Raw genomic sequence first — 21,134 nt, 5'->3', positions numbered from 1 at the left:
CTCTATGTCGAGCAAGAAAAAATCCCTGGAGATCGAAACCCTGCGCGGCCTGGCGTGCCTGCTGCTGGTGCTCTATCACGTCATCGGCCCGCTGGGCGGCGGCTTGAAGATCGACATCGGCTCGCCGTTCCGGGTCATCGCCGACTCGATGGTGTACGTGCGCATGCCGCTGTTCACGTTTATCTCCGGCTACATCTATTCGATCTACAAGATTCGCGGCAATGACTTTTCCGCCTTCTTCGCTGGCAAGGTGCGGCGGCTGATCGTGCCGCTGTTCTGCGTCGGCGTGCCGTTCTCGGTGCTGCAAGCGGTGGGTCCGGGGGTGAACAAGGACGTCGGCGTGATCGACGCGTTGTTGTCGTTCTGGGTACCGATCAACCACTTCTGGTTCCTGCAGGCGGTGTTCAGCATTTTCATCTTCGTCGGCTTGCTGGAATGGCGTGGCCTGCTGCGTTCAGCAACGCGGCTGAATGGCTTGTTTGCGTTTGCTGCGGTGTTGTTCCTGCTGCCGCCGTTGCCGCTGGATGCGTTCGGTATCAACGGTGCAATTTACCTGCTGCCGTTTTTTGTTGCAGGGATGATCGGTCAGGAAAATGTCGATGTTTTGAAGCAGCGTTTCAAAGTGATCGGGCCGTTATTGTTTGTGCTGATCTCGCTGACGTTGCTGTACGTCGCGGCGATTGATCGTGAGCTGATTGTCTATCGCCGCAGCCTGATCGGTTTGACGGTGGGTTGCGTGTCTTGCATTGCGTTGCTGTCGAGTGACATGCGCTCGAAAGCGCTGACCTGGCTCGGCGGGTATTCCTATGCGATTTTCCTTTTTCATGTGCTGTTCGCAGCGACCTCGCGGTTTGTCCTCGGGCGCCTGGGCGTAAAGGATGAGAGTTTGCTGGTGCTTGGTGGTCTGAGTTGCGGATTGCTCGGGCCGGTGCTGTTGGCGATGGTGTTCAGCCGGTTCAATTTCACCTCGGTGCTGTTCCTTGGCGAGCGGGCGGCGAAGAAGAAAGCGCCGGTGATTGTCGCTCCGGTGGTGCAGACGCAGAACAGCTGAAAGCTTCGCGAGCAGGCTCGCTCCCACAGAGGTTGTGTGAATTGCACAAGGTCTTTTGTGGGAGCGAGCCTGCTCGCGAAGGGGCCATCCCGGACAAAGGAAAATATTCAATGATGCCAGTAGACGCCCCTCAACCAGTCGCCACCTCGGCCATCACGATAGAAGATGCCCGCCAGCGCTTTGCGCAGTGGCGCGACGGCAAGGCCGGCAAGGTGCTGGCGGTTTCGGTGATCGGCGACAGCTACACCGCCGGGCAGGATTTCTACCTGAACAAACTGGTGCAGCGAGTGGCCGCCGAGGTGGGTTTTGCCGGCCCCGGTTACGTCGGTTTCAACCACGGCGCGGCGCTGGGCGGCACGCATTTCAAATACACCCGCAGCAGCGACAAATACTTCGGCGGCGGCTGGAAGGTTTCCGACCTGGGCCAGGCCAGCCCGGACAGTCGCACGATCAGCGGCAAGCCGGGTGCCTGGTTGCAAGTCGATGCCAGCCCTTCGCCGCGCATCGATACCACGGTCACTCAGGCGAAACTGTTGTATCTGGGCAATGGCGAGTCCGATGAGTTGCGCTATCGCTGGTCGCCCGCCCAAGACTGGCAACCGTTGAAACTCGCAGGCTCAGGTGTTCAGGAAGTCGCGCTAGCGGGCGCTCCATCAGCCGCAGACTGGTCATTCAGACTGGAAGTGGTGAAGGGCGCGCCGACACTGTTCGGCCTGTGGCTGGGTAACCATCAGCAGGGCGTGCGAGTGTCGAAACTGGCGGCCTCCGGCGCGGCATCGGCGGATTTCTATCACGCCGATCCGCAGTGGCAGACGCAATGGAAAGCTGTGGTGTCGAAGATTCCGGCCGACGTGTACCTGATCATGCTCGGCGGCAACGATCAGGGCTTCGGCGTCAAACCTGCGCAGTACCTGCAGAACGTTCAGGGCCTGGTGAGCATGCTGCGCGAGATCCAGCCAGCGGCGAGCATCAACCTGATCATGCGTCAGGACACTACGCGCTCCAGCGCTTACCCGTTGTCGGCCTATGCGCAGGTGCTCGAGCCGTGGGCGCGTGAGCAGCAGCTCGGTTTCGCCAACCTGCAATGCGCATTCGGCCCCGACGTCAAACGCTACGCCAGCGCGATGATCGGCCCGGACAGGATTCATCCGTTGCCGGCCACGGGCGGGAAGGTGATTGCCGATTATTTTTATGTCTGGATAACTGGTACGAGTACCGGTTGCGACGACTCGCCACCATGATCGTTCCCACGCTCCGCGTGGGAATGCCGCCCGGGACGCTCCGCGTCCCTCCGCAGCGTGACGCAGAGCGTCACCGGATGCATTCCCACGCGGAGCGTGGGAACGATCAATGCTGACTGTGCTGGCGCTTTCGGGAGCAGGCTCGCTCCCACAATGGATCGGCGTGACGCCCGGGTGATCAGGCGTCGTGCTTGAAGGCGTCGATGAGCCCCAGCAGTTCGTCAAGCTTGCGCGGCATCAACCGCGCATCACAACGGGTTTCAACATTAATGATGATCGCCGGGTCGTTGCAGCAGATGCGCACGCGAAAGCGCCAGTCGCTGAAGATCACTTTCAGGCCATCGCGGTCATCCATTTCCAGCGCCTGTTCGCCATACAACGCCTTCAGATGCGCGAGTAGCGGATAGGGATCACGCAGCGGCCGGCGAATATCGCCGGACGCAGGAAACACGCCGATCCGCTCCACCAGCAGAATCGTGCCCAGCCAGGTTTCGTTGGCGCTGGGCAGCGGTTGATGGCGCGACAACCAGCTCATCACCCCGAGGTTGCCCACCTCACGTTCAATCTCTGTCGAATGTTGTGCAATGTTCATGGTTGCCTGCCTGTGGGGAGAGAAAAGCCGTCTCAGCGGCCCTTGAGGTACACGTTGTCGTAGCAGAAATTGGTCGCCTGCAAGTAACCCTCGGCATCGCCGCAATCGAAGCGCAGGCCTTTGAATTTGTAGGCCAGCACGCAGCCGTTCTGCGCCTGTTTCATCAGTGCGTCGGTGATCTGGATTTCGCCGCCCTTGCCCGGTTCAGTGTCGGCAATCAGGTCGAAGATGTCCGGGGTGAGGATGTAGCGCCCGATGATCGCCAGGTTCGACGGCGCGTCCTGCGGCGCCGGTTTTTCCACCATGTTGTTGACCCGGTAGATGCCCTCGGAAATCAGCTCACCGGCAATCACGCCGTACTTGTGAGTCTGGTCGGCCGGGACTTCCTGAATGGCGACGATCGAGCAGCGAAACTTCTTGTACAGCTGGATCATCTGCGACAGCACGCCGTCGCCTTCGAGGTTCAGGCACAGGTCGTCGGCCAGCACCACGGCAAACGGCTCGTCGCCGATCAATGGGCGGCCGCTGAGAATGGCGTGGCCCAGGCCTTTCATTTCCACCTGACGGGTGTAGGAGAAGGTGCAGGTGTCGATCAGCTCGCGGGTGCCGGCGAGGAATTTCTCTTTCTCGGTGCCACGAATCTGGTGCTCGAGTTCGTAGCTGATGTCGAAGTGGTCTTCCAGCGCGCGCTTGCCCCGGCCGGTGACGATGGCCATGTGTTGCAGGCCGGCGTCCCGTGCTTCTTCAACGGCGTATTCGATCAACGGCTTGTTGACGATCGGCAGCATCTCTTTCGGCATGGCTTTGGTCGCCGGCAAGAAACGCGTGCCGTAGCCGGCAGCGGGGAACAAACATTTACGAATCATAAAAGTATCCTGGACAGTCATGGAACACAGGCGACGGTTGCGCACCAGAAAGTGGCGGCAAGTTTCAATGATTATTGAAGGCTTACTTTAATACCCGAGTCAGGTTGTTGCTGGCAATTAGTTGCGCTGTTAAAAAGCGCTAATGTTATGAGATGTCGACTACTTGGTTGTTAGTTATTTTTAGTCGGTATCTGTCGATAGTGATAAGTGTCCAGGGAGTGCTAATAAGTACCCGTCAAACAGTTTGACCGGCAAAAATAATTATTGCCAGTGGTTGAACTAAATTTGTTTGAGGTTGTTGTCGCCCTGTTTGTGTGAATTGCTCCGCATCTCCACCAGGCATGGCTTGACACGCTACCGGGTATTTATTCAATAACGGACCGCGCTATGAAGATTCTGGTAACGGGTGGTGCCGGCTATATCGGCTCGCATACCACACTTGCATTGCTTGAAGCAGGTTATGAAGTTGTCGTTCTGGATAATCTTTGTAACAGCAGCGACGCAGCACTTCACGCCGTTGAGGCCATTTGCGGCAAAAGTGCATGGATGATTCGCGGCGACGTCTGCGATCGCGCGTTGCTGGATCGTATTTTCCGCGAGCATCAGATCGACGCCGTGCTGCATTTCGCCGGGCTGAAAGCCGTGGGCGAAAGTGTGCGTAAACCGCTCGAATACTACGAAACCAACGTCGGCGGCAGCATCACCCTGTGTCAGGCGATGGCAGCGGCGGGGGTGTTCCGGCTGGTGTTCAGTTCCTCGGCGACGGTGTACGGCGAGCCCGAGGAAATGCCGATTCGCGAGGATTTTCCGACGGGCAATCCGACCAATCCCTACGGCCAGTCCAAGCTGATCGTCGAGAACGTGCTGCGCGACCTGAGCCTCGCCGAGCCGCGCTGGAGTATCGCGCTGCTGCGCTATTTCAATCCGATCGGCGCCCACGCCAGCGGGCACATGGGCGAAGACCCCAACGGCATCCCGAACAACCTGGTGCCGTATATCAGCCAGGTCGCGGTCGGCAGTCTGCGCGAACTGTCGATCTTCGGTAACGATTACCCGACCGCCGATGGCACCGGCGTGCGCGATTACATCCATGTCGTCGATCTGGCGGATGGGCATTTGAAAGCGTTGCAGTCGATCAGCGAGCGCACCGGCATTCACACCTGGAACCTCGGCACCGGCGATGGCTACAGCGTGCTGCAAGTGCTGCATGCCTTCGAACAGGCCTGCGGGCGGCCGGTGCCGTACCGGATGATGCCGCGCCGCGCCGGTGATATCGCCGAGAGTTTTGCCGATGCTTCGAAAGCGGCGAAAGAGCTCGGCTGGAAAGCCACGCGCAACTTGCAGGACATGGTTGCCGACACTTGGCGCTGGCAGTCGAATCATCCCAATGGTTATTCAGGGTGATGGCCATTTAGTCCGATGTTAGTTTCAGTCAGGTTGTTAGATAACGTCGGGAAATTACACTGGCAATGCCTTTTGCAAGTCCGTAGATATAAACCTGCCGTTCGACTTTAGCAGTTGCACAGGACTGTGAAAGAACAACGGATCTTGTTCGCGCTCTTTGCGGACTTGAAAGCTACCAGCTCTGACACAGATCTGTTTTTTAACAGTTCGAATGTTAGAAAGGAGTTGTTATGAAAAAAGTGATGGCAGTTGCCCTGTTGACGATGTTGAGCAACTGGGCTGCCGCCGCTGAAGCGCCGTTGACAGCGGTAACCAATGTAGGTGGCAGTGTGGCGGCTTCGCAAGCGCCCGCGGCCAGTACTGCAATGGTTGCCAGTGCTGTAGCGGCGTCCAACAGCGGTGGCAGTGCCAACGGCGGTACCACCGGTACGACGGGTACCACCGGTACAACCGGCACGCATAACTAACAGGAACATTTGTTAGTGCAGTACAGAGTCGCCCGACGCAAGTCGGGTGACTTTGTTTTTTGGATTCGCCCTTGAATAGCGTAGTGCCATTATGACTCGTAGTGTTTATCTTTTAATGTTGGCAAGTCTCGCTTTGCAAGGTTGCATGTTTTCCCCCGGCCAGTACCTGAGCACCAGCGATATCACCCGCCAGGGTGCCAGCGAAAGCAGTCGGGTCGAGCTGATCCCGATCACCCCGAAGCTGATCGCCATGAACCGCGCCACGCAAAAGCGTGAGTCACTGCCGGCGGAGCTGCTGGTAACGCCGGCGGAATATCGCATCGGCAACAACGACGTCTTGTACATCACCGTCTGGGATCACCCGGAGCTCACCGCCCCCTCCGGCGCGCAACAACAGATCGATGCCAACGGCCGACTGGTGCGCTCCGATGGCACGCTGTATTACCCGTTCATCAAGGAAGTCCAGGCCGCCGGCCGGACCATCCAGCAACTGCGTGCGGACATCGAACAACGCCTGTCGGCATTCATCGCCGAGCCGCAGGTCGACGTCGCGGTGTTGCGCTTCGCCAGTCAGAAAGTCGTGGTCACCGGCGCCGTGACGAAGGCCGGCCCGCAAGCGATTTCGACCAATCCGTTGAGCGTGGTCGAAGCCCTCGGTTCCGCTGGCATCGACACCAATAACGCCGACTTGTCGGGCCTGCTGCTGACGCGCAACGGGCGGGTCTATCCACTCAATCTCGACACGCTCAATCAGCAGGATTCCGAACTGCAGAACGTCTACCTCAAGGGCGGCGATCAGCTGTATCTGCCGTACAACGACAACAAGCGCATCTACGTCATGGGCGAAGTCAACCAGCCGCGCGCGCTGAGCTTCAAGACCGCGACCATGAACCTCTCTGACGTGCTCGGTTCGGTCGGTGGCCTGAGTCAGACCAGTTCCAACGGCAACGCGGTGTACGTGATTCGCGGCGTGGAAAACCTCGACGTCGAGCCGGCGAAGATCTATCAGCTCGAAGCCGAATCGCCGACCGCCATGGCACTGGCCTCGCACTTTCAGGTGCGGCCGCAGGATGTGGTCTATGTCGGCCCGGCCAACATCACTCGCTGGAACCGTTTCATCAGCCAGTTGGTGCCGTCGGCGTCGATTGTCGGCACCGGGGCTTCGGCAGCGAAGAACTGGAGCGAATACAGCAACAACAGCAAATAAGGCCGCCCGACTGTGAACCTATTGAAAGTGGGCGTCTGCCTGATGGCGGCCTCGTTGCTGTGCGGCTGTAACCCGTTGATGAGCGCATCGCTGAACAACCTCAAAGCCGCCGTCGTCGGCCCCGACGAGGTTGATGTGACAGCGGCTGAGGTCGCCGGGGTCAACTACCCGCAACTGAAACTGACCACGCCGTCCGGCTCAGGTGTACTGGCGCTGGTGCGCGAGCGCGAAGACCTGCAATTCTGGGTCGCCTCCGGCAAGCAGGTGTTGCTGCTGCGCGATGGCCTCGCCGTGCGCAGCATCGGCCTCGGCCTGCAAGGTGATCTGGATGGCACGCGGCTGGCCGATGACTCGCCGTTCAAGCACGGTCTGCATCACGTCGCCGACGGTTTCACCACACGGCGCTGGATCGATCTGTACAAGGGCCAGGAAGTCGGCGTGATCGTCAACAGCCGCTTTTCGCGCCGTTCCACCGAGACCCTGGAGATTCTCGACAAGGCTTACTCGGTGCTGCGCGTGGACGAACAGATCGACGCGCCGGCCATCGGCCTCAGCGCGACCAACCGTTACTGGGTCGACCCGCGCGACGGTTTCATTCTGCAAAGCGAGCAACAACTGACCTCGCAATTGCGCGTCAAGCTGGTTCAGCTGACGCCTGATCGCAGGCATCTGCCGTGAAGCGCTCAAGCATTTTGGCTGCGGGTCTTTTGCTGATCGCAGGGGCGAGTCAGGCCGCCGTCACTGTGTCCGGCGACGTCGCCAATCCCGGTCCGATCGCATTGCCGCCGGGTGGACGCCTGTTCGATGTGATCAGCGAAGCCGTGCCCAATGCCGAAGGCTATTGGCTGGCGGGCGGCTTGTTGCGCCAGTCGCTGGTCGAGGAACAGACGCGGCTCAAGGTTGGTGTGCTGTTCGATCTCGAGGTGCTGCAGCGCATGGCGACGCTGTTTGATCGGCCAAGCCGCGCGGCACTGGCACAGCGCGTTGCTGAAGAAGTCCGACAAATGCCAGTGACCGGACGGCAGATCGCTGACCTCGATCCGGTGGCGGTGGAAGTCGGCTTCGCGCGCAACATTCGTCTGGATGACGGCGATCGGCTGATCTATCCGAAACGGGTTGATGAAGTGCAGGTGTTGGGCGCGGTCACCGAGCCATGTCACCTGCCGTACCAGCCATTGCAGGAGGCCCGCGAATATCTCGAAGGCTGCTCGATTCTCGACGATGCCGAGGCCGATTACCTGTGGTTGATCCAGCCCAACGGCGTCTCGCGGCGCGTCGGCATCGCGCACTGGAATCGCGAGTCCGGGCAGTTTCCGGTGGCCGGCAGCAGGATTCTGGTGCCGATAAAAAATGATGATCTAGATCCGCCTCTTCCTGAATTGAATCAGCAGTTGGCCGAATTCATTGCCACGCAGCTGGCCGAGGTGGTTCGTTGAAGTTACGTTTTGCAGCTGTGTTGTTATTGCCCTGCGGTCTGGCTCACGCCGAGCCGCGCATCACCCAGAATGACTTCGGTGGCGCCGGTCTGTTGCAGACGCCGACGGCGCGCATGGCCCCGGCCGGCGAGCTGAGCGTCAATGCCAACCGCACCGACCCGTACAGCCGCTACAGCGTGTCGTTGCAACCGCTGGACTGGCTCGAAGGTTCGTTCCGCTACACCGCGATCACCAACCGGCCGTACGGCTCGGAGGCCCTCAGCGGCAGTCAAAGCTATAAGGACAAGGCGGTCGACGCCAAGGTGCGCCTGTGGCAGGAAAGCCACTGGGCGCCGGAAGTGGCGCTGGGCTTCCGAGATATCGGTGGTACCGGTTTGTTCTCCAGCGAATTCTTCGTCGCCAACAAGCGCTTCGACAATTTCGACTTCAGCGCCGGCATCGCCTGGGGCTACATCGGTAATCGCGGCGACTTCGACAACCCGCTGGGCTACGTCAGCAATCGCTTCGATACGCGCCCGGCGCTGGAAGGCACCGGCGACGTCAACTCCGGCTCGTACTTTCGTGGCAAGCCTTCTCTGTTCGGTGGCGTGAGCTACCAGACGCCGTGGGATCGGCTGAGCCTGAAGCTGGAATTCGAAGGCAACGACTACAAGAACGAGCCGAAGGACAACGAGATCAAACAGGACTCGCCGATCAACCTTGGCGCGGTGTTCAAGGTGACCGATTCGATCGATCTGAGCGCTGCCTGGGAACGGGGCAATACGGCGATGTTCGGCGTGACCTTTCACACCAATTTCGTCAGCCGCAAGGCGCCGGCCAAGACCTACGATCCGACCCCCGAACCGCTGCCGGCGAAGGCGCCGACGACCTCGATGGAACAGGTCAACTGGGCCGATGTGTCGCGGCGTTTGCAGCAGAACGCCGGGTACAAGGTCGAGCGCATCAGCCAGCGCGATTCCGAACTGATCGTCTACGGCGAGCAGCAGCGGTATTTCCATTCGTCCAAAGCCGTTGGCCGCGCGAGCCGGATTCTCGACAACAGCGTCAACGACGACATCGACTGGTTCACCGTGGTCAACAAGCGCTACGACCTGCCGCTGGAAGAAACCAGCCTGCCGCGCCAGACCTTCCGCGAAGTGATCAACAATGAAGAACCGTTGGAGTCGCTGCATCGCACCACCGAAATCAACCCGGCGATGCCGCGCAACGAGAAGACCCTCTACACCGAAGCGCCGCAGCATTTCAGCTATGGCGTGGGTCTGGGCTTCAAGCAGAACGTCGGTGGCCCGGACGGTTTGCTCTATCAATTCAGTGCGGATGCGGACGCTGAATATCGCTTCAACCGCAACACCTGGTGGAGCGGTTTGCTCAGCGCCAATCTGGTCAACAACTTCGACAAATTCGTCTACGACGCGCCGAGCGGATTGCCCCGCGTGCGCACGGATTTGCGCCAGTACCTGACCACGTCAAACACGACCATGCCGTTGTTCCAGCTCAGCCATGCCGAGCAGTTGGACAAGGATCTGTACGGCATGGTGTACGGCGGCTATCTGGAATCGATGTTTGCCGGCGTCGGCGCGGAAGTGTTGTTCCGCCCGACCGGCGAACGCTGGTCGCTGGGCGCGGACCTGAACTGGGTGCGCCAGCGTGATTTCGATCAGGGCTTTGCCTTGCGCGATTACTCGGTAGTGACCGGGCATATCACCGGCTATACCGACCTGCCGTTCGACACGCTGGCGGCGGTCAGTGTTGGTCGCTATCTGGCCGGAGACTGGGGCACCACCGTGGACATCTCGCGCGAGTTTTTTAACGGCGTGCGCGTTGGAGCCTGGGCGACCATCACCACGGCCAGCAGCGCGGAATATGGCGAAGGTAGTTTCGACAAGGGCCTGTACCTGTCGATCCCATTCGACGAAATGATGAGCATGTCGACCATGCGCCGCGCCAACCTGGTCTGGGCACCACTGACCCGAGATGGCGGCGCCAGACTGAGCCGCAGCTATCAACTGCACTCGATGACGGATAGCCGGGAAGGGGACATGTTCTATCGCAACTTCGAGAAGATTACCGAGTAAGCGCTGGTCTGTGGGAGCGAGCCTGCTCGCGAATGGTCCGGCACATCCAATATCTCCAGTGCCTGACACACCGCTTTCGCGAGCAGGCTCGCTCCCACAGTTGATCGGCGTCACGCCACACATCCAGGTCATCACCCGAATCCCTGTGGGAGCGAGCCTGCTCGCGATAGCTTCGTGTCAGCCGACATCGTCATTGACTGACCCACCGCCATCGCGAGCAGGCTCACTCCTACAAGGTTTGTGCCGGTAGTCGATACTGGTTACCAAAATCCCGCCCACAAAAAAGGGGACTTTCGTCCCCTTGTGATCTGCAGCGCTGAACCTCAGTAAATATCCTTCGACAACAACGTAAACGGCGTCTTCACGAGGATCTTCAGATCCAGCCACAACGACCAGCTGTTGATGTACTGCAGGTCGATCTCGACACGCTTTTGCATCTTGTCGATGGTGTCGGTCTCACCCCGGCAGCCGCTGATCTGTGCCAGGCCAGTGATGCCCGGTTTGATTCGGTGACGCGCCATGTAAGCGAGGATCTTGCCCGAGTAGTAATTGTTGTGCGCCACCGCATGCGGCCGTGGCCCCACCAGCGCCATGTGCCCCTGCAACACGTTGAACAACTGCGGCAACTCATCCAGCGAAGTACGGCGGATAAAACGACCTACTGCGGTGATGCGCGAGTCATTACGGCTGGCCTGTTTCACTTCACGGTCATCGTGAACACGCATCGAGCGAAATTTCCACACCTTGATCACCTTGCCGTTCCAGCCATGGCGGTCCTGCTTGAAAAACACCGGGCCGGGCGAGTTGATTTTCACTGCCAGAGCGATGATCAACAGCAGCGGACTGAGCGCAATGATCGCCAGGAACGCCACGGTTTTCTCCACCAGACTCTTGCTCAGAGCAGCGGTCGGGCGGCTGGTCAGCGGGCTTTCGTTCAGGTAAATCGCCGGCAGGCCGTCCACGACTTTCACCGAGTGGTTGAGCAGGGTCAGGCTGTTCAAGTCCGGCACCCACACCACATCGACGTTGGCCCCGAGCAAATCGACATACATCGCTTCGATCTTCGCGGCTTCGCACAGGGGCAGGGTGATGTACAAACGACGGATGTCGTGGGCTTCGATCAGCTCAAGCAACTCGTCCTGAGCACCAACGACACGCGGTGCATCGGAGCCGAGAGCGGGCTTGTCTCCGTTGCTGACCAGCCCGATCAGCGGCAGGTTTTCCAGTTGGCTGAGTTTCTTCGCCAGGCCCAGCGCCAGTTCGCCAGTGCCGACAATCAGCGTCCGGTGTTCGCTTTTACGCGAACGCTGGTAGAACTTGGAAAACGCATGCAGCGGCGCGTAGAGGAACGCCTGACCGAGGAAGCCGTACACCGCCCAGCTCAGAATCACCTGACGGGAAAACAGCTCATCGGCCTGGCAGACAAAGGCGATGCACGCCAGCGCGGCCATGGTTATCGACCAACCCATGAACAGGCGGCCGAGGCCGGTCAGGTAGTTGTCGCGTTTGCGGTAAACACCCGTGAATGTGTAAGCGGGCACCGAGGCCAGGACGGCGAGGGTGGCGCACATTCGGTAGTAGAACGCGACGGTGCCGGTGTGCTGTTCAGCGAGGATGAACAGCAGCGTCACAACGAAAGCCTGTGCCAGCGCCCATTGGCCCCAAAAGGTCAGTCCCTTGAGGCCCGTGCTTCGATTAATACTGAGAGAAAGATCCATACGATATCCCCAAAAGACGTCCATTCAGGTTTCAACAGTTGAAAGCCGAGTTGTTATGCAGACTTATTGTTTTTGTTTTAGCGAGTGTCTTGAGGTAACAACATCGAGAGCCGAACTGTCGTCAGCCAATAGACTAAGTTATTGCCGGGAATGGTGTCTGACGAGTTCTAACAAGATGGCACAGTGCCAACTTTTTAATAATTAAATAGATGGCTGTTAGAAAAGGTCGTAGAGCGGGGGATGAAAAGGCGAGGGGGTATTTGTTACTGTTGCGGGGTGGAGGCAGGGAAGCTTTTATTGAATCAGGGAGGGAAAACCAGACAGAGTGCTCTTCTTGTTGTTGTAGTCGCACTTTATATCTGTTTGTCTCGGTTTTAGTGGCGCCGGTGATTACGCTACGACTTCCTGGATCAGGCAATATCCGCGATTTCTTACGGCACGGAACAATCGCTCGCCATTACTCGCACTCTTGAACTTGTCCTGCAACCGGCTCAGGCACATTTCCAGGCCACGGTATTGTTCCGGTTCCCGGCCAATACTGATGATCAGGTCATCACGACTGACCACACGCTCTTCATGGCTCAGCATTTTCCTCACCAGCGCGGTTTCCAGGCCAGTCAGGCTGATCGCAACATTGTCCTTGAGCAGCACGCCTTGTTCATCGTCAAGATGCCAGGTATCGCTGCAAGGCTCAGTGCTCTCGCTGACATTGGAGATATGAGCGCGTTCTGCACTGCGGGTCGGGAAGCTTTGAAACGGATTGTCTGTTTGCGCGGCTCGCCATTCATTTTCAAGAGTGGCCAGTATGCGTTGAGTATCATGTTCGATACTGCGCGCAACATTCTTTCGGCTGAGGCTTGGGTAACTGAACTCCATGACCATCGGGGCGGAAGAGGGCGAAGCAACACCTTCAACAAACATTTGTGCCTGCGACGTGCCAAACGAATTGAAACGCTCACTGGACAAGATGCTTTCCAGTTCACGTTGCGACGTTGTGCTGTGCGTCACAACAACAAAATATTTTCTGGGGAGGGTTGTACTCGTTTCCATGTCTCTCTCCTAAATACACACCAAAATTGGCTAAAAGATAAATCGGCAGGCGAGCAATGACTTCCTCGGAAGTAATCGTAGGCAGGGTTCTGGCCGAAAATGGCCATCGATAAATTCCACTCGATCTGCTGCTATGTTATGGAGTTTTATTGTTATGTGGCGTGATGCCGTGCTCATTCAAGTGCTTGAGTTTTAATAAGTATGAGGCGCAATTGAAACGATATGGCTGCATCAGACGATCCTTCGTACGTATGCAAAAGGGAAGACTGCCCGAGACTCAGGCAGTCGATATCAGGCCCCGCATCAGGCGATAGCCGTAGCCGCGGATGCTCTGAATCGCGTTTGTACCATACATGTCCTTGATTTTTCCACGCAAGCGACTGATTGATTTTTCCAGTGCCCGAGGATCGTAGAAATTGCTGTTGAGGCCCATGATGCTGGCGATTTCATCATGACTCAGAATGTGATTGCCGGTGTGCGCAAAGGCCTCGAGGATCTTCATTTCGGCGAAAGAGATATCCAGTTTGCGCCGACTGTCCATCAGGCAGATCCGCGTCGGATCAAGCGTGAGATTGATATCTCGTTGCCAGTCTTCGCTGTTGAAGAACTCCGCCAGCAAGTCTTCGCTGTCATCGCTCAATGTGTTGAGCTTGATACAGGCATCCGCCCCGGCGAGAAAATACTTGATCTTGTTGACGGCACCGCGGCCGGTGACAATTGCGCAAATAAGCGGCTTCAAGTTGTCATCGCGCAGGTTCTGCACCAAGGCCAGATTTTCTTCGATAGCTTGTGGACTATCGATGATGACGAAAATGGCGCGGTAGGAAGCGATGTAACCGTGCTGCTTATATGAACTAGTGAAAGCACCTGTTTCCAGAGTCATATCGGGCTGCACGTGCTTTGCGATCAGCGATCTGAAATGATCAGCCACACCCAGTGTACGACCCAGCGCAAGAACACCGGATTCATCATTTGTCGGGCGCGGACTTCTCGTCGCCAAGTTCCCTGAGAGCATCATGCGTTGACTCGAATTAGGTGCTGACATCGGGATGTTAAAGCACCGGTTCTTATCTGTGACTGACAATTGGTAACATTTGCGCGGATTTTAGACGTGTCTCCCGAGATTTCTAACAATAACTAAGCTTTTCAAGCTTTTAGTTGATTTTCTCGGGGTTGTGAACTAGCGCGTAGATGATGGCTATATGCAATGGTGCCACTATTTTGAGCTTGTGGCGATGGCTTTGTCTATGTCCTTTTGCCACTGATTGGCCATGTCAACAATGTGAGGTTGATCACACTTCATATCTGAACTGAAATATTTGTTGTAATAGATGTAAATTTTTTCCGTTTAGTTCGTCGGCCGACGATTACTAACAGCTCTTGAGTCTAACTCTGCATAAACCCTATTCTTCCGGATCGGCGAATCGCTGTATGCATTACTTCAGATACTCAACCCCTGAGTGTTATTGACTGGTCGCTCACCCTGAGTGCTCTGACGGAGGATTAATGGATTTCTGGACCCTTTTCCAGGTGTTGATATTAGGCGCGGTAGAAGGCTTGACCGAGTTCTTGCCCATTTCAAGTACCGGCCACCAGATTATTGTCGCCGACCTGCTCGAGTTTGGCGGCGAACGCGCGATGGCGTTCAACATCATTATTCAACTGGGGGCCATTCTTGCTGTGGTCTGGGAATTTCGTCCGAAGATCTTCGAAATCGTCAAAGGCCTGCCCACCGAGCGCAACGCGCAACGTTTCACCCTTAATCTGCTGATCGCGTTTTTCCCTGCCGTTATCCTCGGCGTGTTATTCGCCGACGCGATTCATGAATACCTGTTCAACCCGATCACCGTTGCGGTGGCCTTGGTTGTTGGCGGCATCGTCATGTTGTGGGCCGAACAGCGCAGCCATGTAGTCAGCGTCGAACATGTCGACGACATGCGCTGGTCCCACGCGTTGAAGGTCGGTTTCGTACAATGCCTGGCGATGATTCCCGGCACCTCGCGTTCCGGCTCGACCATCATCGGCGGGCTGCTCTTCGGCCTTTCGCGCAAAGCCGCCACCGAGTTCTCGTTCTTCCTCGCCATGCCGACCATGGTTGGTGCCGCCGTTTATTCCGGCTACAAATACCGCGACCTGTTCCAACCCAACGACCTGCCAGTCTTCGCCCTCGGCTTCGTCACCGCGTTCATCTTCGCCATGATCGCCGTGCGTGGCCTGCTGAAATTTATCGCTAACCACAGCTATGCCGCGTTCGCCTGGTACCGGATCGGTTTTGGTTTGTTGATTCTGGCAACCTGGCTGTTTGGTTGGGTCAACTGGACCGCCGCAGCGGCCGCCTGATCACTGCGCGCTGATCAACGCCGCCACGGCAAGATCGTTTAACGTCGAATCCGACGACTCCTGACGAAAGCGCTGCAAGGCCGAGGTGAAATACGCGGCTTGCAGCATGCCGTCGCTGGCCAGATAGAGTCGCGCGTCTTCTTGCTCCTCGGCAGAGTAAACACGCTTGTGACTGTCGGTCGTTTCCTGGCTAGACGAAATAGGTGCGAGGATCAAAGACACCAAAGTGAAGCCGGAAAGCTGCGTCACCTCCCACGGCGTATCGGTACGGCCCATGCAAAAGCCATCGCAGTGCGCATAAACGTTGGAAGTGAAGCTGAACAAAGCGAGGAGGGTGAAACGCTTGAAACCTGAAAAAATAAACGCGGGCATAAACAAAAGACATCCTGTCAGTACATCAAAACAGCGGGCAACGCTCATGCGCCGCCCGCCCAATCAAATCATCAATCAACGACCTTCAAGCAACTCAGCCGCCTGATCCAGCAACGCCAGCGGATCCTTGGCCTTGTGAATATCCACCGACAACAGCTGCCGGAATTTCCGCGCCCCCGGGAACCCCGTGCCCAGGCCCAGCACATGCCGAGTGATGTGATGCATCGCCCCACCGGCCAGCAGATGTTCGGCGATATACGGCCGCAATTGCGCCAGCGCCTCAGCCCGACTGATCACCGGCGCGGTACTGCCGAACAGTTGCTGATCCACCTCCGCCAGTAAATACGGATTGTGATAAGCCTCACGCCCGAGCATCACGCCGTCGAACGTCTGCAGATGCTCATGGCAGGCCTCTATCGTCTTGATCCCGCCGTTCAGCACAATTTCCAGCTCCGGAAAATCCGCCTTCAACTGCGCCGCCACGTCATAGCGCAGCGGCGGAATGTCACGATTCTCCTTCGGCGACAACCCCTCCAGAATCGCAATCCGCGCATGCACGGTAAAACTCGTGCAGCCAGCATCCCGCACCGTACCGACGAAATCACACAGCTCGGCATAACTGTCGCGCCCATTGATGCCGATGCGGTGCTTCACCGTCACCGGAATTGACACCGCATCACGCATCGCCTTCACACAATCCGCCACCAACTGCGGATGCCCCATCAGGCACGCGCCGATCATGTTGTTTTGCACACGATCACTCGGGCAGCCGACGTTCAGGTTCACCTCGTCGTAACCGTGCTCCTGAGCCATGCGCGCGCAGGCGGCGAGATCGAGCGGAACACTACCACCGAGCTGCAACGCCAGCGGGTGCTCGGCTTCGTTGTGACGCAGGAAACGTTCGTGATCGCCGTTGAGCAGCGCGCCGGTGGTGACCATTTCGGTGTAGAGCAGGGCGTGCTTGGACAGGATGCGCAGGAAGTACCGGCAGTGGCGGTCCGTCCAATCCATCATCGGGGCGACGGAGAAGCGGCGGGAGAGTGTGACGGGTTGTAGGGACATGTGAGGAATCTGGATCAAGAAGGCGAAGGCGCAAGAGTTTATCAGGTCTGCGAACAGGCAAAGGCTTGCGAGGCGCTGTTTGTGGTTTGAACTGGGCTCCGACGCGCTCGGCCTGATGGGAGGAAGTGTATTTCTGCCTGTTTTCTGTCCTTCAGTATGCGTTTAAACGATTGCGCAGGCGCTTGTTTAAATCTGACTGGTGAAAGTTATCCGAAGCCTACCTTGTCTTGCGCCTCCCCCTACACCTAAGACAGAATCCGCCGGCTTGTGCGTCTAGCCTGCGGGTTTTATCGTCTCCGGGTCACTGAAAACAGTGGTCGGGTTTGGTAGCCCGTTCCGTCAGAAGCACAAGACTACTGTCTTGCGATGACGTTTCTCGTCTTCGTTTTATGGTGGTCATGCGCGGGGCGTCTTCGGATGCGCCGGGGTTCCTGACGACCGGTCTACCAACCTGCGTATGGCCTCCACCCTTCGTTTGGTAGCGAGAGTGATGGCTCCTTTTCGTTAATCCGTCAGGAGTTACACCATGTTCAAACCAACACCCAACCCGCCAGAAACCGACCCCGCATCCCCCTACGAATCCGCCAATTCCAAAAAACTCCACGAAGCCGCCGAGCGCGCGCTTGATCACTATCTCCTTCCCGCCAGCCTAATCAGGGCCAGCACCGATGCGCCCGAACGCATGTACCTCGCCAATCCGAAGTACGACATGGAATCCCTGTTGGCCAATGCCTGCGAAACCCTGGGTTCTGCCTCCGAAATGCTCAACAACTTTGCCGCGACGCTGGATAACTCGCGCCGCAAATCTGCGCTAGGCATTGCGCAGGTGGTGATGTTGGCGGAGTTGGCGGTGAATCAGGCGTTGGATAAGGTTGAAATCAAGCCGTAAACCCGTGTCCCTCTGTGGCATGCGGCACGCCGTTGCTGCAGAGGGGCGGGGTTCTGCATTGACATTTTCATCGTCTTTTCACGCCGATAGCGATGTGCCACAAATCATGATGGCAATGCGTCATCACGCCACTCAAAAAGTTCAACGTTTATACAAAAATATAAAGTTGTACAAGTTTTCGCAAAATTAATAGCATCCCTCCAGACACCTTTGCTGAAACGATAATTCCAGCGTGCAAATGCTCTGTTGCGACGTGCTGGGTTTGTCTACCGGTGCTCGCGTCGGGTCCCTTTTCGACGCTTCAACAGCATAGGCATATGCATTCCCGGGACCGCTGGAGCGTCCCGTATTACGCCCTGGATGACGACCCCCGAATGTCTGGACGGTGACTGTGGTTACCGGAGATCAATTTTTTGTGCCTGGCGTTTCGCGTCAGGACGTTTGAGGCTGAATATGGCAGTAGCATCGAATTTCCTCGGTGACATCAAAGTTTCCCGCAAGCTGGGAACCGGCTTCGGCATTCTTCTGCTGGCCGTTTTGGCGGTTGCCTTCATTGGCTATAACAGCAACAGCGTGCTGGTTGATCGCTTGAGTACGACGCGTCTGATCGGCACGTTGAATGACGCTACGCAAAATATGCGTCTGTCCGAGAAACAGTACGAAGCCGCCGCTGACGCAGCCTTCGCCGAGTCCTATAACGCGCAGTTGAATGTCTTGCAGGGCCTTGTGGGCAAGGCGCTGGATACACTGACCCGCGCTGAAAACCAGCAAGCCTTGAAGGCTTTGCAAACCACGATTGTTGCCTACGACCAGAAGGTCAAACGGCTGATCGCTGCCGATCAGTCGACCACCGATGCGCTGAAACCGCTGACGGCGCTGTCGGACAAGTACGCGCAAACTTTTGCCGGCATGCTTGAAGGCACCACGACCAGTGCCTTGGCGTCTGCCGATGGTGAACGCGTTCGGGAGCTGCGCACGGTGGCCGATTTGCGCAATGGCATGACCACGTTTCGCCTGATGTTGCGTCGTTACATTGCGGTGCCCAACGACGTGAACAAAAAACTGCTGATGGAAACCATCGATACCTTCTTGAGTGATATCAGCAAGGCGCGCACCAGCCTGCCGACGGCGCTGTCGAGCCAACTGGAAGAAGCCCACGCCGGCATGCGGCGTTATCGCGAAGTACTGGTGGAAGTGGCCGGGCTGTTTGAGCAGAAGCAGAACATGCGCGAGCAGGTCGACCAGGAAAGCAAGGCGATGGACAAGATCATGAGTGGCCTGATGGACACCCAGCAGCGCCTTGCACATGAGGATCAGCATTCGGCTTTTATTCAGATGGCGGTATTGACTGCGTTGGCGCTGGTGATCGGGCTGTTGGCTTCGGTGGTCATCTCGCGCCAGATCACTGCGCCGCTAGCGCTGACGGTTGATCTGGCACGACGGATTGCCAAAGGCGACCTGACGGTACAGGCCAGGTCTGCGCGCAAAGATGAGTTGGGCGATCTGCAAAATGCGATGCAGGAGATGGCGCAGAACCTGAACACGCTGGTGCAAGGTATCGGCAATGGCGTCACGCAGATTTCCACCTCTGCGGAAAAGCTCTCGGCCATGAGCGAGCAGACCAGCGCAGGTGTACGTCAGCAAAAAAGTGAAGTGGATCAAGTTGCCACAGCGATGCACGAAATGGCTTCGACGGTGCAGGAAGTTGCGCGTAACACCACCGATGCCTCCGCTGCCGCGACCCTCGCCGATCAGCAGGCGCGCCATGGCAGCACGGTGGTCAAGCAGGCGACGGTGCAGATCAGCGAACTTGCCATGGCCATTGAGGAGTTGGGCGGTGCGATGAACGTGCTGACTCAGGACAGCGAGCAGATCGGCAAAGTCATCGATGTTATCAAAGCCGTCGCCGAGCAGACCAATCTGCTCGCGTTGAACGCCGCTATCGAAGCCGCGCGGGCGGGAGAGCAGGGTCGTGGTTTTGCTGTGGTGGCAGACGAAGTGCGCTCGCTGGCGCAGCGCACGCAGGACTCGACCAAGGAAATTGAAGCGCTGATCGTTACCCTGCAACAAGGCACGCAAGCGGCCGCGACGCTGATGACCTCAAGCCGCGAGCGCACCCTCGATACGGTGGTACTGGCGCAGAAGGCCGAATTGGCGATTACCGAGATCAATCAGTCCATCGGTACGATCCAGGAGATGAGTCTGCAGATCTCGGCCGCCGCCGAGCAGCAAAGTGCCGTGGCCGACGAAATCAACCGCAGCATTGTCAGTGTGCGTGATGTGGCTGACCAGTCGGCTGTCGCCAGCGAAGAAAGTGCGGCGGCGACGATCGAATTGGCGTCCCTGGGGCAGGACCTGCAGCGAATGACCGCGCATTTCCGCACCTGATCTTTTCAACTTGGCGCACGCGGTGCCTTCAACTATTCAGGCGCCGCAGGGCTACAGTTATTGCCTTGTTTGCAGATAACTAAGGCCAGCAGCTGTTTTATTTATCGCCATGGAAGGTTGCACGCCGTCATCAGGTGGTTCATGACCGACTTTCCAAAATCATTCGCGTCTCCCGGTGGCTGCCAGGGCTGTAGAAACAAAGGTGTGCCAGAGATGGATTTCGCCTTCGCTTTCCAGCCCATTGTGGATCTGCGCGATCAAACGACGTTTGCCCATGAAGCGTTGGTTCGCGGCGTAAACGGTGAAGGCGCCTTGTCTGTCCTCGAGCAGGTGGACGATCAGAACCGTTATCGATTCGATCAACTGTGTCGTGTGCGGGCGATTTCCACGGCGGCTGAGTTAGGCATGACGCAGTACCTGTCGATCAACTTTCTGCCGAACGCCGTGTACCGTCCGGAAATGTGTATCCGCAGCACATTGGAAGCGGCGCGCACATACGGCTTTCCGCTGGAGCGGCTGATCTTCGAAGCAGTGGAAGGCGAGCACGTCGAAAGCAACAAACACTTGATGAATATCTTGCGTGAGTATCGTGAGTTTGGTTTCAAGACGGCCATCGACGACTTTGGCGCAGGCTATTCCGGCCTTAATTTGTTGGCGGATTTTCAACCGGACCTGATCAAGCTGGATATGGCGCTGATCCGCAATATTCACCGTGACCGCGTACGCCAGACCATCGTGCGCAACGTGGTGAACATGTGTAGAGAGTTAGGCGTGGAAGTGATCGCCGAGGGCATAGAAGAGGCCGAGGAAAGAGACTTTCTCGCCGATTGCGGCATTTATCTGATGCAGGGCTACTGGTTCGCCAGGCCCTCGTTCAAATCGTTGGCGCAGATCTCGACGAGTGCGTGGCTGGGGAGATCATCCAATCCGCGCTCTTCTGCAAAACATTGACAGCCACCAACAATGGCTGCCGTGG

19 protein-coding genes and 1 pseudogene are annotated in these 21,134 nt (G+C 57.5%); 13 read left to right on the top strand and 7 right to left on the bottom strand.

Going from position 1 to position 21,134, the window contains the following annotated elements; all coding sequences use genetic code 11:
* The first annotated feature begins 4 nt into the window (after nucleotides 1–4).
* The gene (locus tag AB4N85_RS12710) at nucleotides 5–1,051 is read left to right on the top strand and encodes an acyltransferase family protein (protein ID WP_252867998.1); all 1,047 of its coding nucleotides are present in this window, start codon (nucleotides 5–7) and stop codon (nucleotides 1,049–1,051) included.
* A gap of 110 nt (nucleotides 1,052–1,161) precedes the next feature.
* Nucleotides 1,162–2,292 carry an SGNH/GDSL hydrolase family protein gene (locus AB4N85_RS12705; protein ID WP_252867997.1) on the top strand — a complete coding sequence of 377 codons (1,131 nt, stop codon included), beginning with the start codon at nucleotides 1,162–1,164 and terminating at the stop codon, nucleotides 2,290–2,292.
* Nucleotides 2,293–2,470: 178 nt separating this feature from the next.
* Here the strand turns inward: AB4N85_RS12705 and AB4N85_RS12700 are convergent, their stop codons facing one another.
* The gene (locus AB4N85_RS12700; protein WP_016770593.1) at nucleotides 2,471–2,884 is read right to left on the bottom strand and encodes a mannose-1-phosphate guanylyltransferase; all 414 of its coding nucleotides are present in this window, start codon (nucleotides 2,882–2,884) and stop codon (nucleotides 2,471–2,473) included.
* Nucleotides 2,885–2,916: 32 nt separating this feature from the next.
* Nucleotides 2,917–3,750 (bottom strand): UTP--glucose-1-phosphate uridylyltransferase GalU, encoded by an 834-nt coding sequence (galU, locus tag AB4N85_RS12695; RefSeq protein WP_024013613.1) that lies wholly within the window; start codon nucleotides 3,748–3,750, stop codon nucleotides 2,917–2,919.
* A gap of 387 nt (nucleotides 3,751–4,137) precedes the next feature.
* On the opposite strand from galU, the gene galE reads away from it, so the two are divergent.
* The 6 genes from galE (at nucleotide 4,138) to AB4N85_RS12665 (ending at nucleotide 10,339) form a co-directional block, all read left to right on the top strand.
* The gene (gene galE, locus AB4N85_RS12690; RefSeq protein ID WP_252876644.1) at nucleotides 4,138–5,154 is read left to right on the top strand and encodes a UDP-glucose 4-epimerase GalE; all 1,017 of its coding nucleotides are present in this window, start codon (nucleotides 4,138–4,140) and stop codon (nucleotides 5,152–5,154) included.
* 230 nt (nucleotides 5,155–5,384) lie between these two features.
* On the top strand, nucleotides 5,385–5,621 hold the full coding sequence (locus tag AB4N85_RS12685) for a hypothetical protein (RefSeq protein WP_016775457.1): 237 nt from the start codon (nucleotides 5,385–5,387) through the stop codon (nucleotides 5,619–5,621).
* Nucleotides 5,622–5,712: 91 nt separating this feature from the next.
* Entirely contained in the window at nucleotides 5,713–6,828 is a 1,116-nt protein-coding gene (locus tag AB4N85_RS12680) for a polysaccharide biosynthesis/export family protein (protein WP_460068252.1), read from the top strand.
* A gap of 12 nt (nucleotides 6,829–6,840) precedes the next feature.
* Nucleotides 6,841–7,506, top strand: coding sequence for a YjbF family lipoprotein (locus tag AB4N85_RS12675; RefSeq protein ID WP_024013610.1), 666 nt, complete (start codon nucleotides 6,841–6,843; stop codon nucleotides 7,504–7,506).
* Nucleotides 7,503–8,264, top strand: a complete 762-nt coding sequence (locus tag AB4N85_RS12670) for a capsule biosynthesis GfcC family protein (RefSeq protein WP_095182396.1) — start codon at nucleotides 7,503–7,505, stop codon at nucleotides 8,262–8,264. The genes AB4N85_RS12675 and AB4N85_RS12670 overlap by 4 nt, the downstream gene beginning before the upstream one ends.
* Nucleotides 8,261–10,339: a YjbH domain-containing protein gene (locus AB4N85_RS12665; protein WP_460068249.1), complete on the top strand. Its 2,079-nt coding sequence runs from the start codon at nucleotides 8,261–8,263 to the stop codon at nucleotides 10,337–10,339. The genes AB4N85_RS12670 and AB4N85_RS12665 overlap by 4 nt, the downstream gene beginning before the upstream one ends.
* A gap of 323 nt (nucleotides 10,340–10,662) precedes the next feature.
* Here the strand turns inward: AB4N85_RS12665 and AB4N85_RS12660 are convergent, their stop codons facing one another.
* From AB4N85_RS12660 to AB4N85_RS12650, 3 genes are all read right to left on the bottom strand, one after another.
* The gene (locus AB4N85_RS12660) at nucleotides 10,663–12,057 is read right to left on the bottom strand and encodes an undecaprenyl-phosphate glucose phosphotransferase (protein ID WP_252867993.1); all 1,395 of its coding nucleotides are present in this window, start codon (nucleotides 12,055–12,057) and stop codon (nucleotides 10,663–10,665) included.
* Between the two features lie 390 nt (nucleotides 12,058–12,447).
* Nucleotides 12,448–13,107, bottom strand: a complete 660-nt coding sequence (locus tag AB4N85_RS12655) for a winged helix-turn-helix domain-containing protein (protein WP_041477289.1) — start codon at nucleotides 13,105–13,107, stop codon at nucleotides 12,448–12,450.
* A 277-nt stretch (nucleotides 13,108–13,384) separates the two neighbouring features.
* Nucleotides 13,385–14,125 (bottom strand): winged helix-turn-helix domain-containing protein, encoded by a 741-nt coding sequence (locus tag AB4N85_RS12650; RefSeq protein ID WP_460068247.1) that lies wholly within the window; start codon nucleotides 14,123–14,125, stop codon nucleotides 13,385–13,387.
* Between the two features lie 488 nt (nucleotides 14,126–14,613).
* Here AB4N85_RS12650 and AB4N85_RS12645 point away from each other — a divergent pair, with 488 nt between their 5' ends.
* Nucleotides 14,614–15,447: an undecaprenyl-diphosphate phosphatase gene (locus AB4N85_RS12645; RefSeq protein WP_016775449.1), complete on the top strand. Its 834-nt coding sequence runs from the start codon at nucleotides 14,614–14,616 to the stop codon at nucleotides 15,445–15,447.
* On the opposite strand, the gene AB4N85_RS12640 is transcribed toward AB4N85_RS12645, so the two are convergent.
* Entirely contained in the window at nucleotides 15,448–15,867 is a 420-nt protein-coding gene (locus AB4N85_RS12640) for a DUF2388 domain-containing protein (RefSeq protein ID WP_353188501.1), read from the bottom strand. It abuts the gene before it with no gap.
* A gap of 27 nt (nucleotides 15,868–15,894) precedes the next feature.
* Nucleotides 15,895–16,881 (bottom strand): tRNA dihydrouridine(20/20a) synthase DusA, encoded by a 987-nt coding sequence (dusA, locus tag AB4N85_RS12635; RefSeq protein ID WP_460068244.1) that lies wholly within the window; start codon nucleotides 16,879–16,881, stop codon nucleotides 15,895–15,897.
* Between the two features lie 526 nt (nucleotides 16,882–17,407).
* Between dusA and AB4N85_RS12630 the strand changes: the two genes are divergently transcribed.
* The 4 genes and pseudogenes from AB4N85_RS12630 to rimA all read left to right on the top strand — a co-directional run bounded on the left by AB4N85_RS12630 (nucleotide 17,408) and on the right by rimA (nucleotide 21,109).
* On the top strand, nucleotides 17,408–17,770 hold the full coding sequence (locus AB4N85_RS12630; protein WP_016775441.1) for a DUF6124 family protein: 363 nt from the start codon (nucleotides 17,408–17,410) through the stop codon (nucleotides 17,768–17,770).
* Nucleotides 17,771–18,130: 360 nt separating this feature from the next.
* Nucleotides 18,131–19,252, top strand: a pseudogene (locus tag AB4N85_RS12625) (methyl-accepting chemotaxis protein); the annotation flags it as partial.
* Nucleotides 19,253–19,285: 33 nt separating this feature from the next.
* Nucleotides 19,286–20,158, top strand: a complete 873-nt coding sequence (locus tag AB4N85_RS12620; protein ID WP_370695147.1) for a methyl-accepting chemotaxis protein — start codon at nucleotides 19,286–19,288, stop codon at nucleotides 20,156–20,158.
* A gap of 141 nt (nucleotides 20,159–20,299) precedes the next feature.
* Nucleotides 20,300–21,109: a S6 modification regulatory phosphodiesterase RimA gene (gene rimA / locus AB4N85_RS12615; protein WP_460068242.1), complete on the top strand. Its 810-nt coding sequence runs from the start codon at nucleotides 20,300–20,302 to the stop codon at nucleotides 21,107–21,109.
* Nucleotides 21,110–21,134: the final 25 nt, after the last annotated feature.

It is taken from the genome of Pseudomonas sp. H1_G08 (assembly GCF_054681355.1).
This window is presented reverse-complemented; position numbering and strand designations above follow the sequence as displayed.

Excerpts from the sequence above, each read along its gene's own strand:
- AB4N85_RS12710 (WP_252867998.1), top strand. The coding sequence starts at position 5 with ATGTCGAGCAAGAAAAAATCCCTGGAGATCGAAACCCTGCGCGGCCTG.
- AB4N85_RS12705 (WP_252867997.1), top strand. The coding sequence starts at position 1,162 with ATGATGCCAGTAGACGCCCCTCAACCAGTCGCCACCTCGGCCATCACG.
- AB4N85_RS12700 (WP_016770593.1), bottom strand. The coding sequence starts at position 2,884 with ATGAACATTGCACAACATTCGACAGAGATTGAACGTGAGGTGGGCAAC.
- galU (WP_024013613.1), bottom strand. The coding sequence starts at position 3,750 with ATGATTCGTAAATGTTTGTTCCCCGCTGCCGGCTACGGCACGCGTTTC.
- galE (WP_252876644.1), top strand. The coding sequence starts at position 4,138 with ATGAAGATTCTGGTAACGGGTGGTGCCGGCTATATCGGCTCGCATACC.
- AB4N85_RS12685 (WP_016775457.1), top strand. The coding sequence starts at position 5,385 with ATGAAAAAAGTGATGGCAGTTGCCCTGTTGACGATGTTGAGCAACTGG.
- AB4N85_RS12680 (WP_460068252.1), top strand. The coding sequence starts at position 5,713 with ATGACTCGTAGTGTTTATCTTTTAATGTTGGCAAGTCTCGCTTTGCAA.
- AB4N85_RS12660 (WP_252867993.1), bottom strand. The coding sequence starts at position 12,057 with ATGGATCTTTCTCTCAGTATTAATCGAAGCACGGGCCTCAAGGGACTG.
- AB4N85_RS12655 (WP_041477289.1), bottom strand. The coding sequence starts at position 13,107 with ATGGAAACGAGTACAACCCTCCCCAGAAAATATTTTGTTGTTGTGACG.
- AB4N85_RS12650 (WP_460068247.1), bottom strand. The coding sequence starts at position 14,125 with ATGATGCTCTCAGGGAACTTGGCGACGAGAAGTCCGCGCCCGACAAAT.
- AB4N85_RS12645 (WP_016775449.1), top strand. The coding sequence starts at position 14,614 with ATGGATTTCTGGACCCTTTTCCAGGTGTTGATATTAGGCGCGGTAGAA.
- AB4N85_RS12640 (WP_353188501.1), bottom strand. The coding sequence starts at position 15,867 with ATGAGCGTTGCCCGCTGTTTTGATGTACTGACAGGATGTCTTTTGTTT.
- dusA (WP_460068244.1), bottom strand. The coding sequence starts at position 16,881 with ATGTCCCTACAACCCGTCACACTCTCCCGCCGCTTCTCCGTCGCCCCG.
- AB4N85_RS12630 (WP_016775441.1), top strand. The coding sequence starts at position 17,408 with ATGTTCAAACCAACACCCAACCCGCCAGAAACCGACCCCGCATCCCCC.
- AB4N85_RS12620 (WP_370695147.1), top strand. The coding sequence starts at position 19,286 with ATGCAGGAGATGGCGCAGAACCTGAACACGCTGGTGCAAGGTATCGGC.
- rimA (WP_460068242.1), top strand. The coding sequence starts at position 20,300 with ATGACCGACTTTCCAAAATCATTCGCGTCTCCCGGTGGCTGCCAGGGC.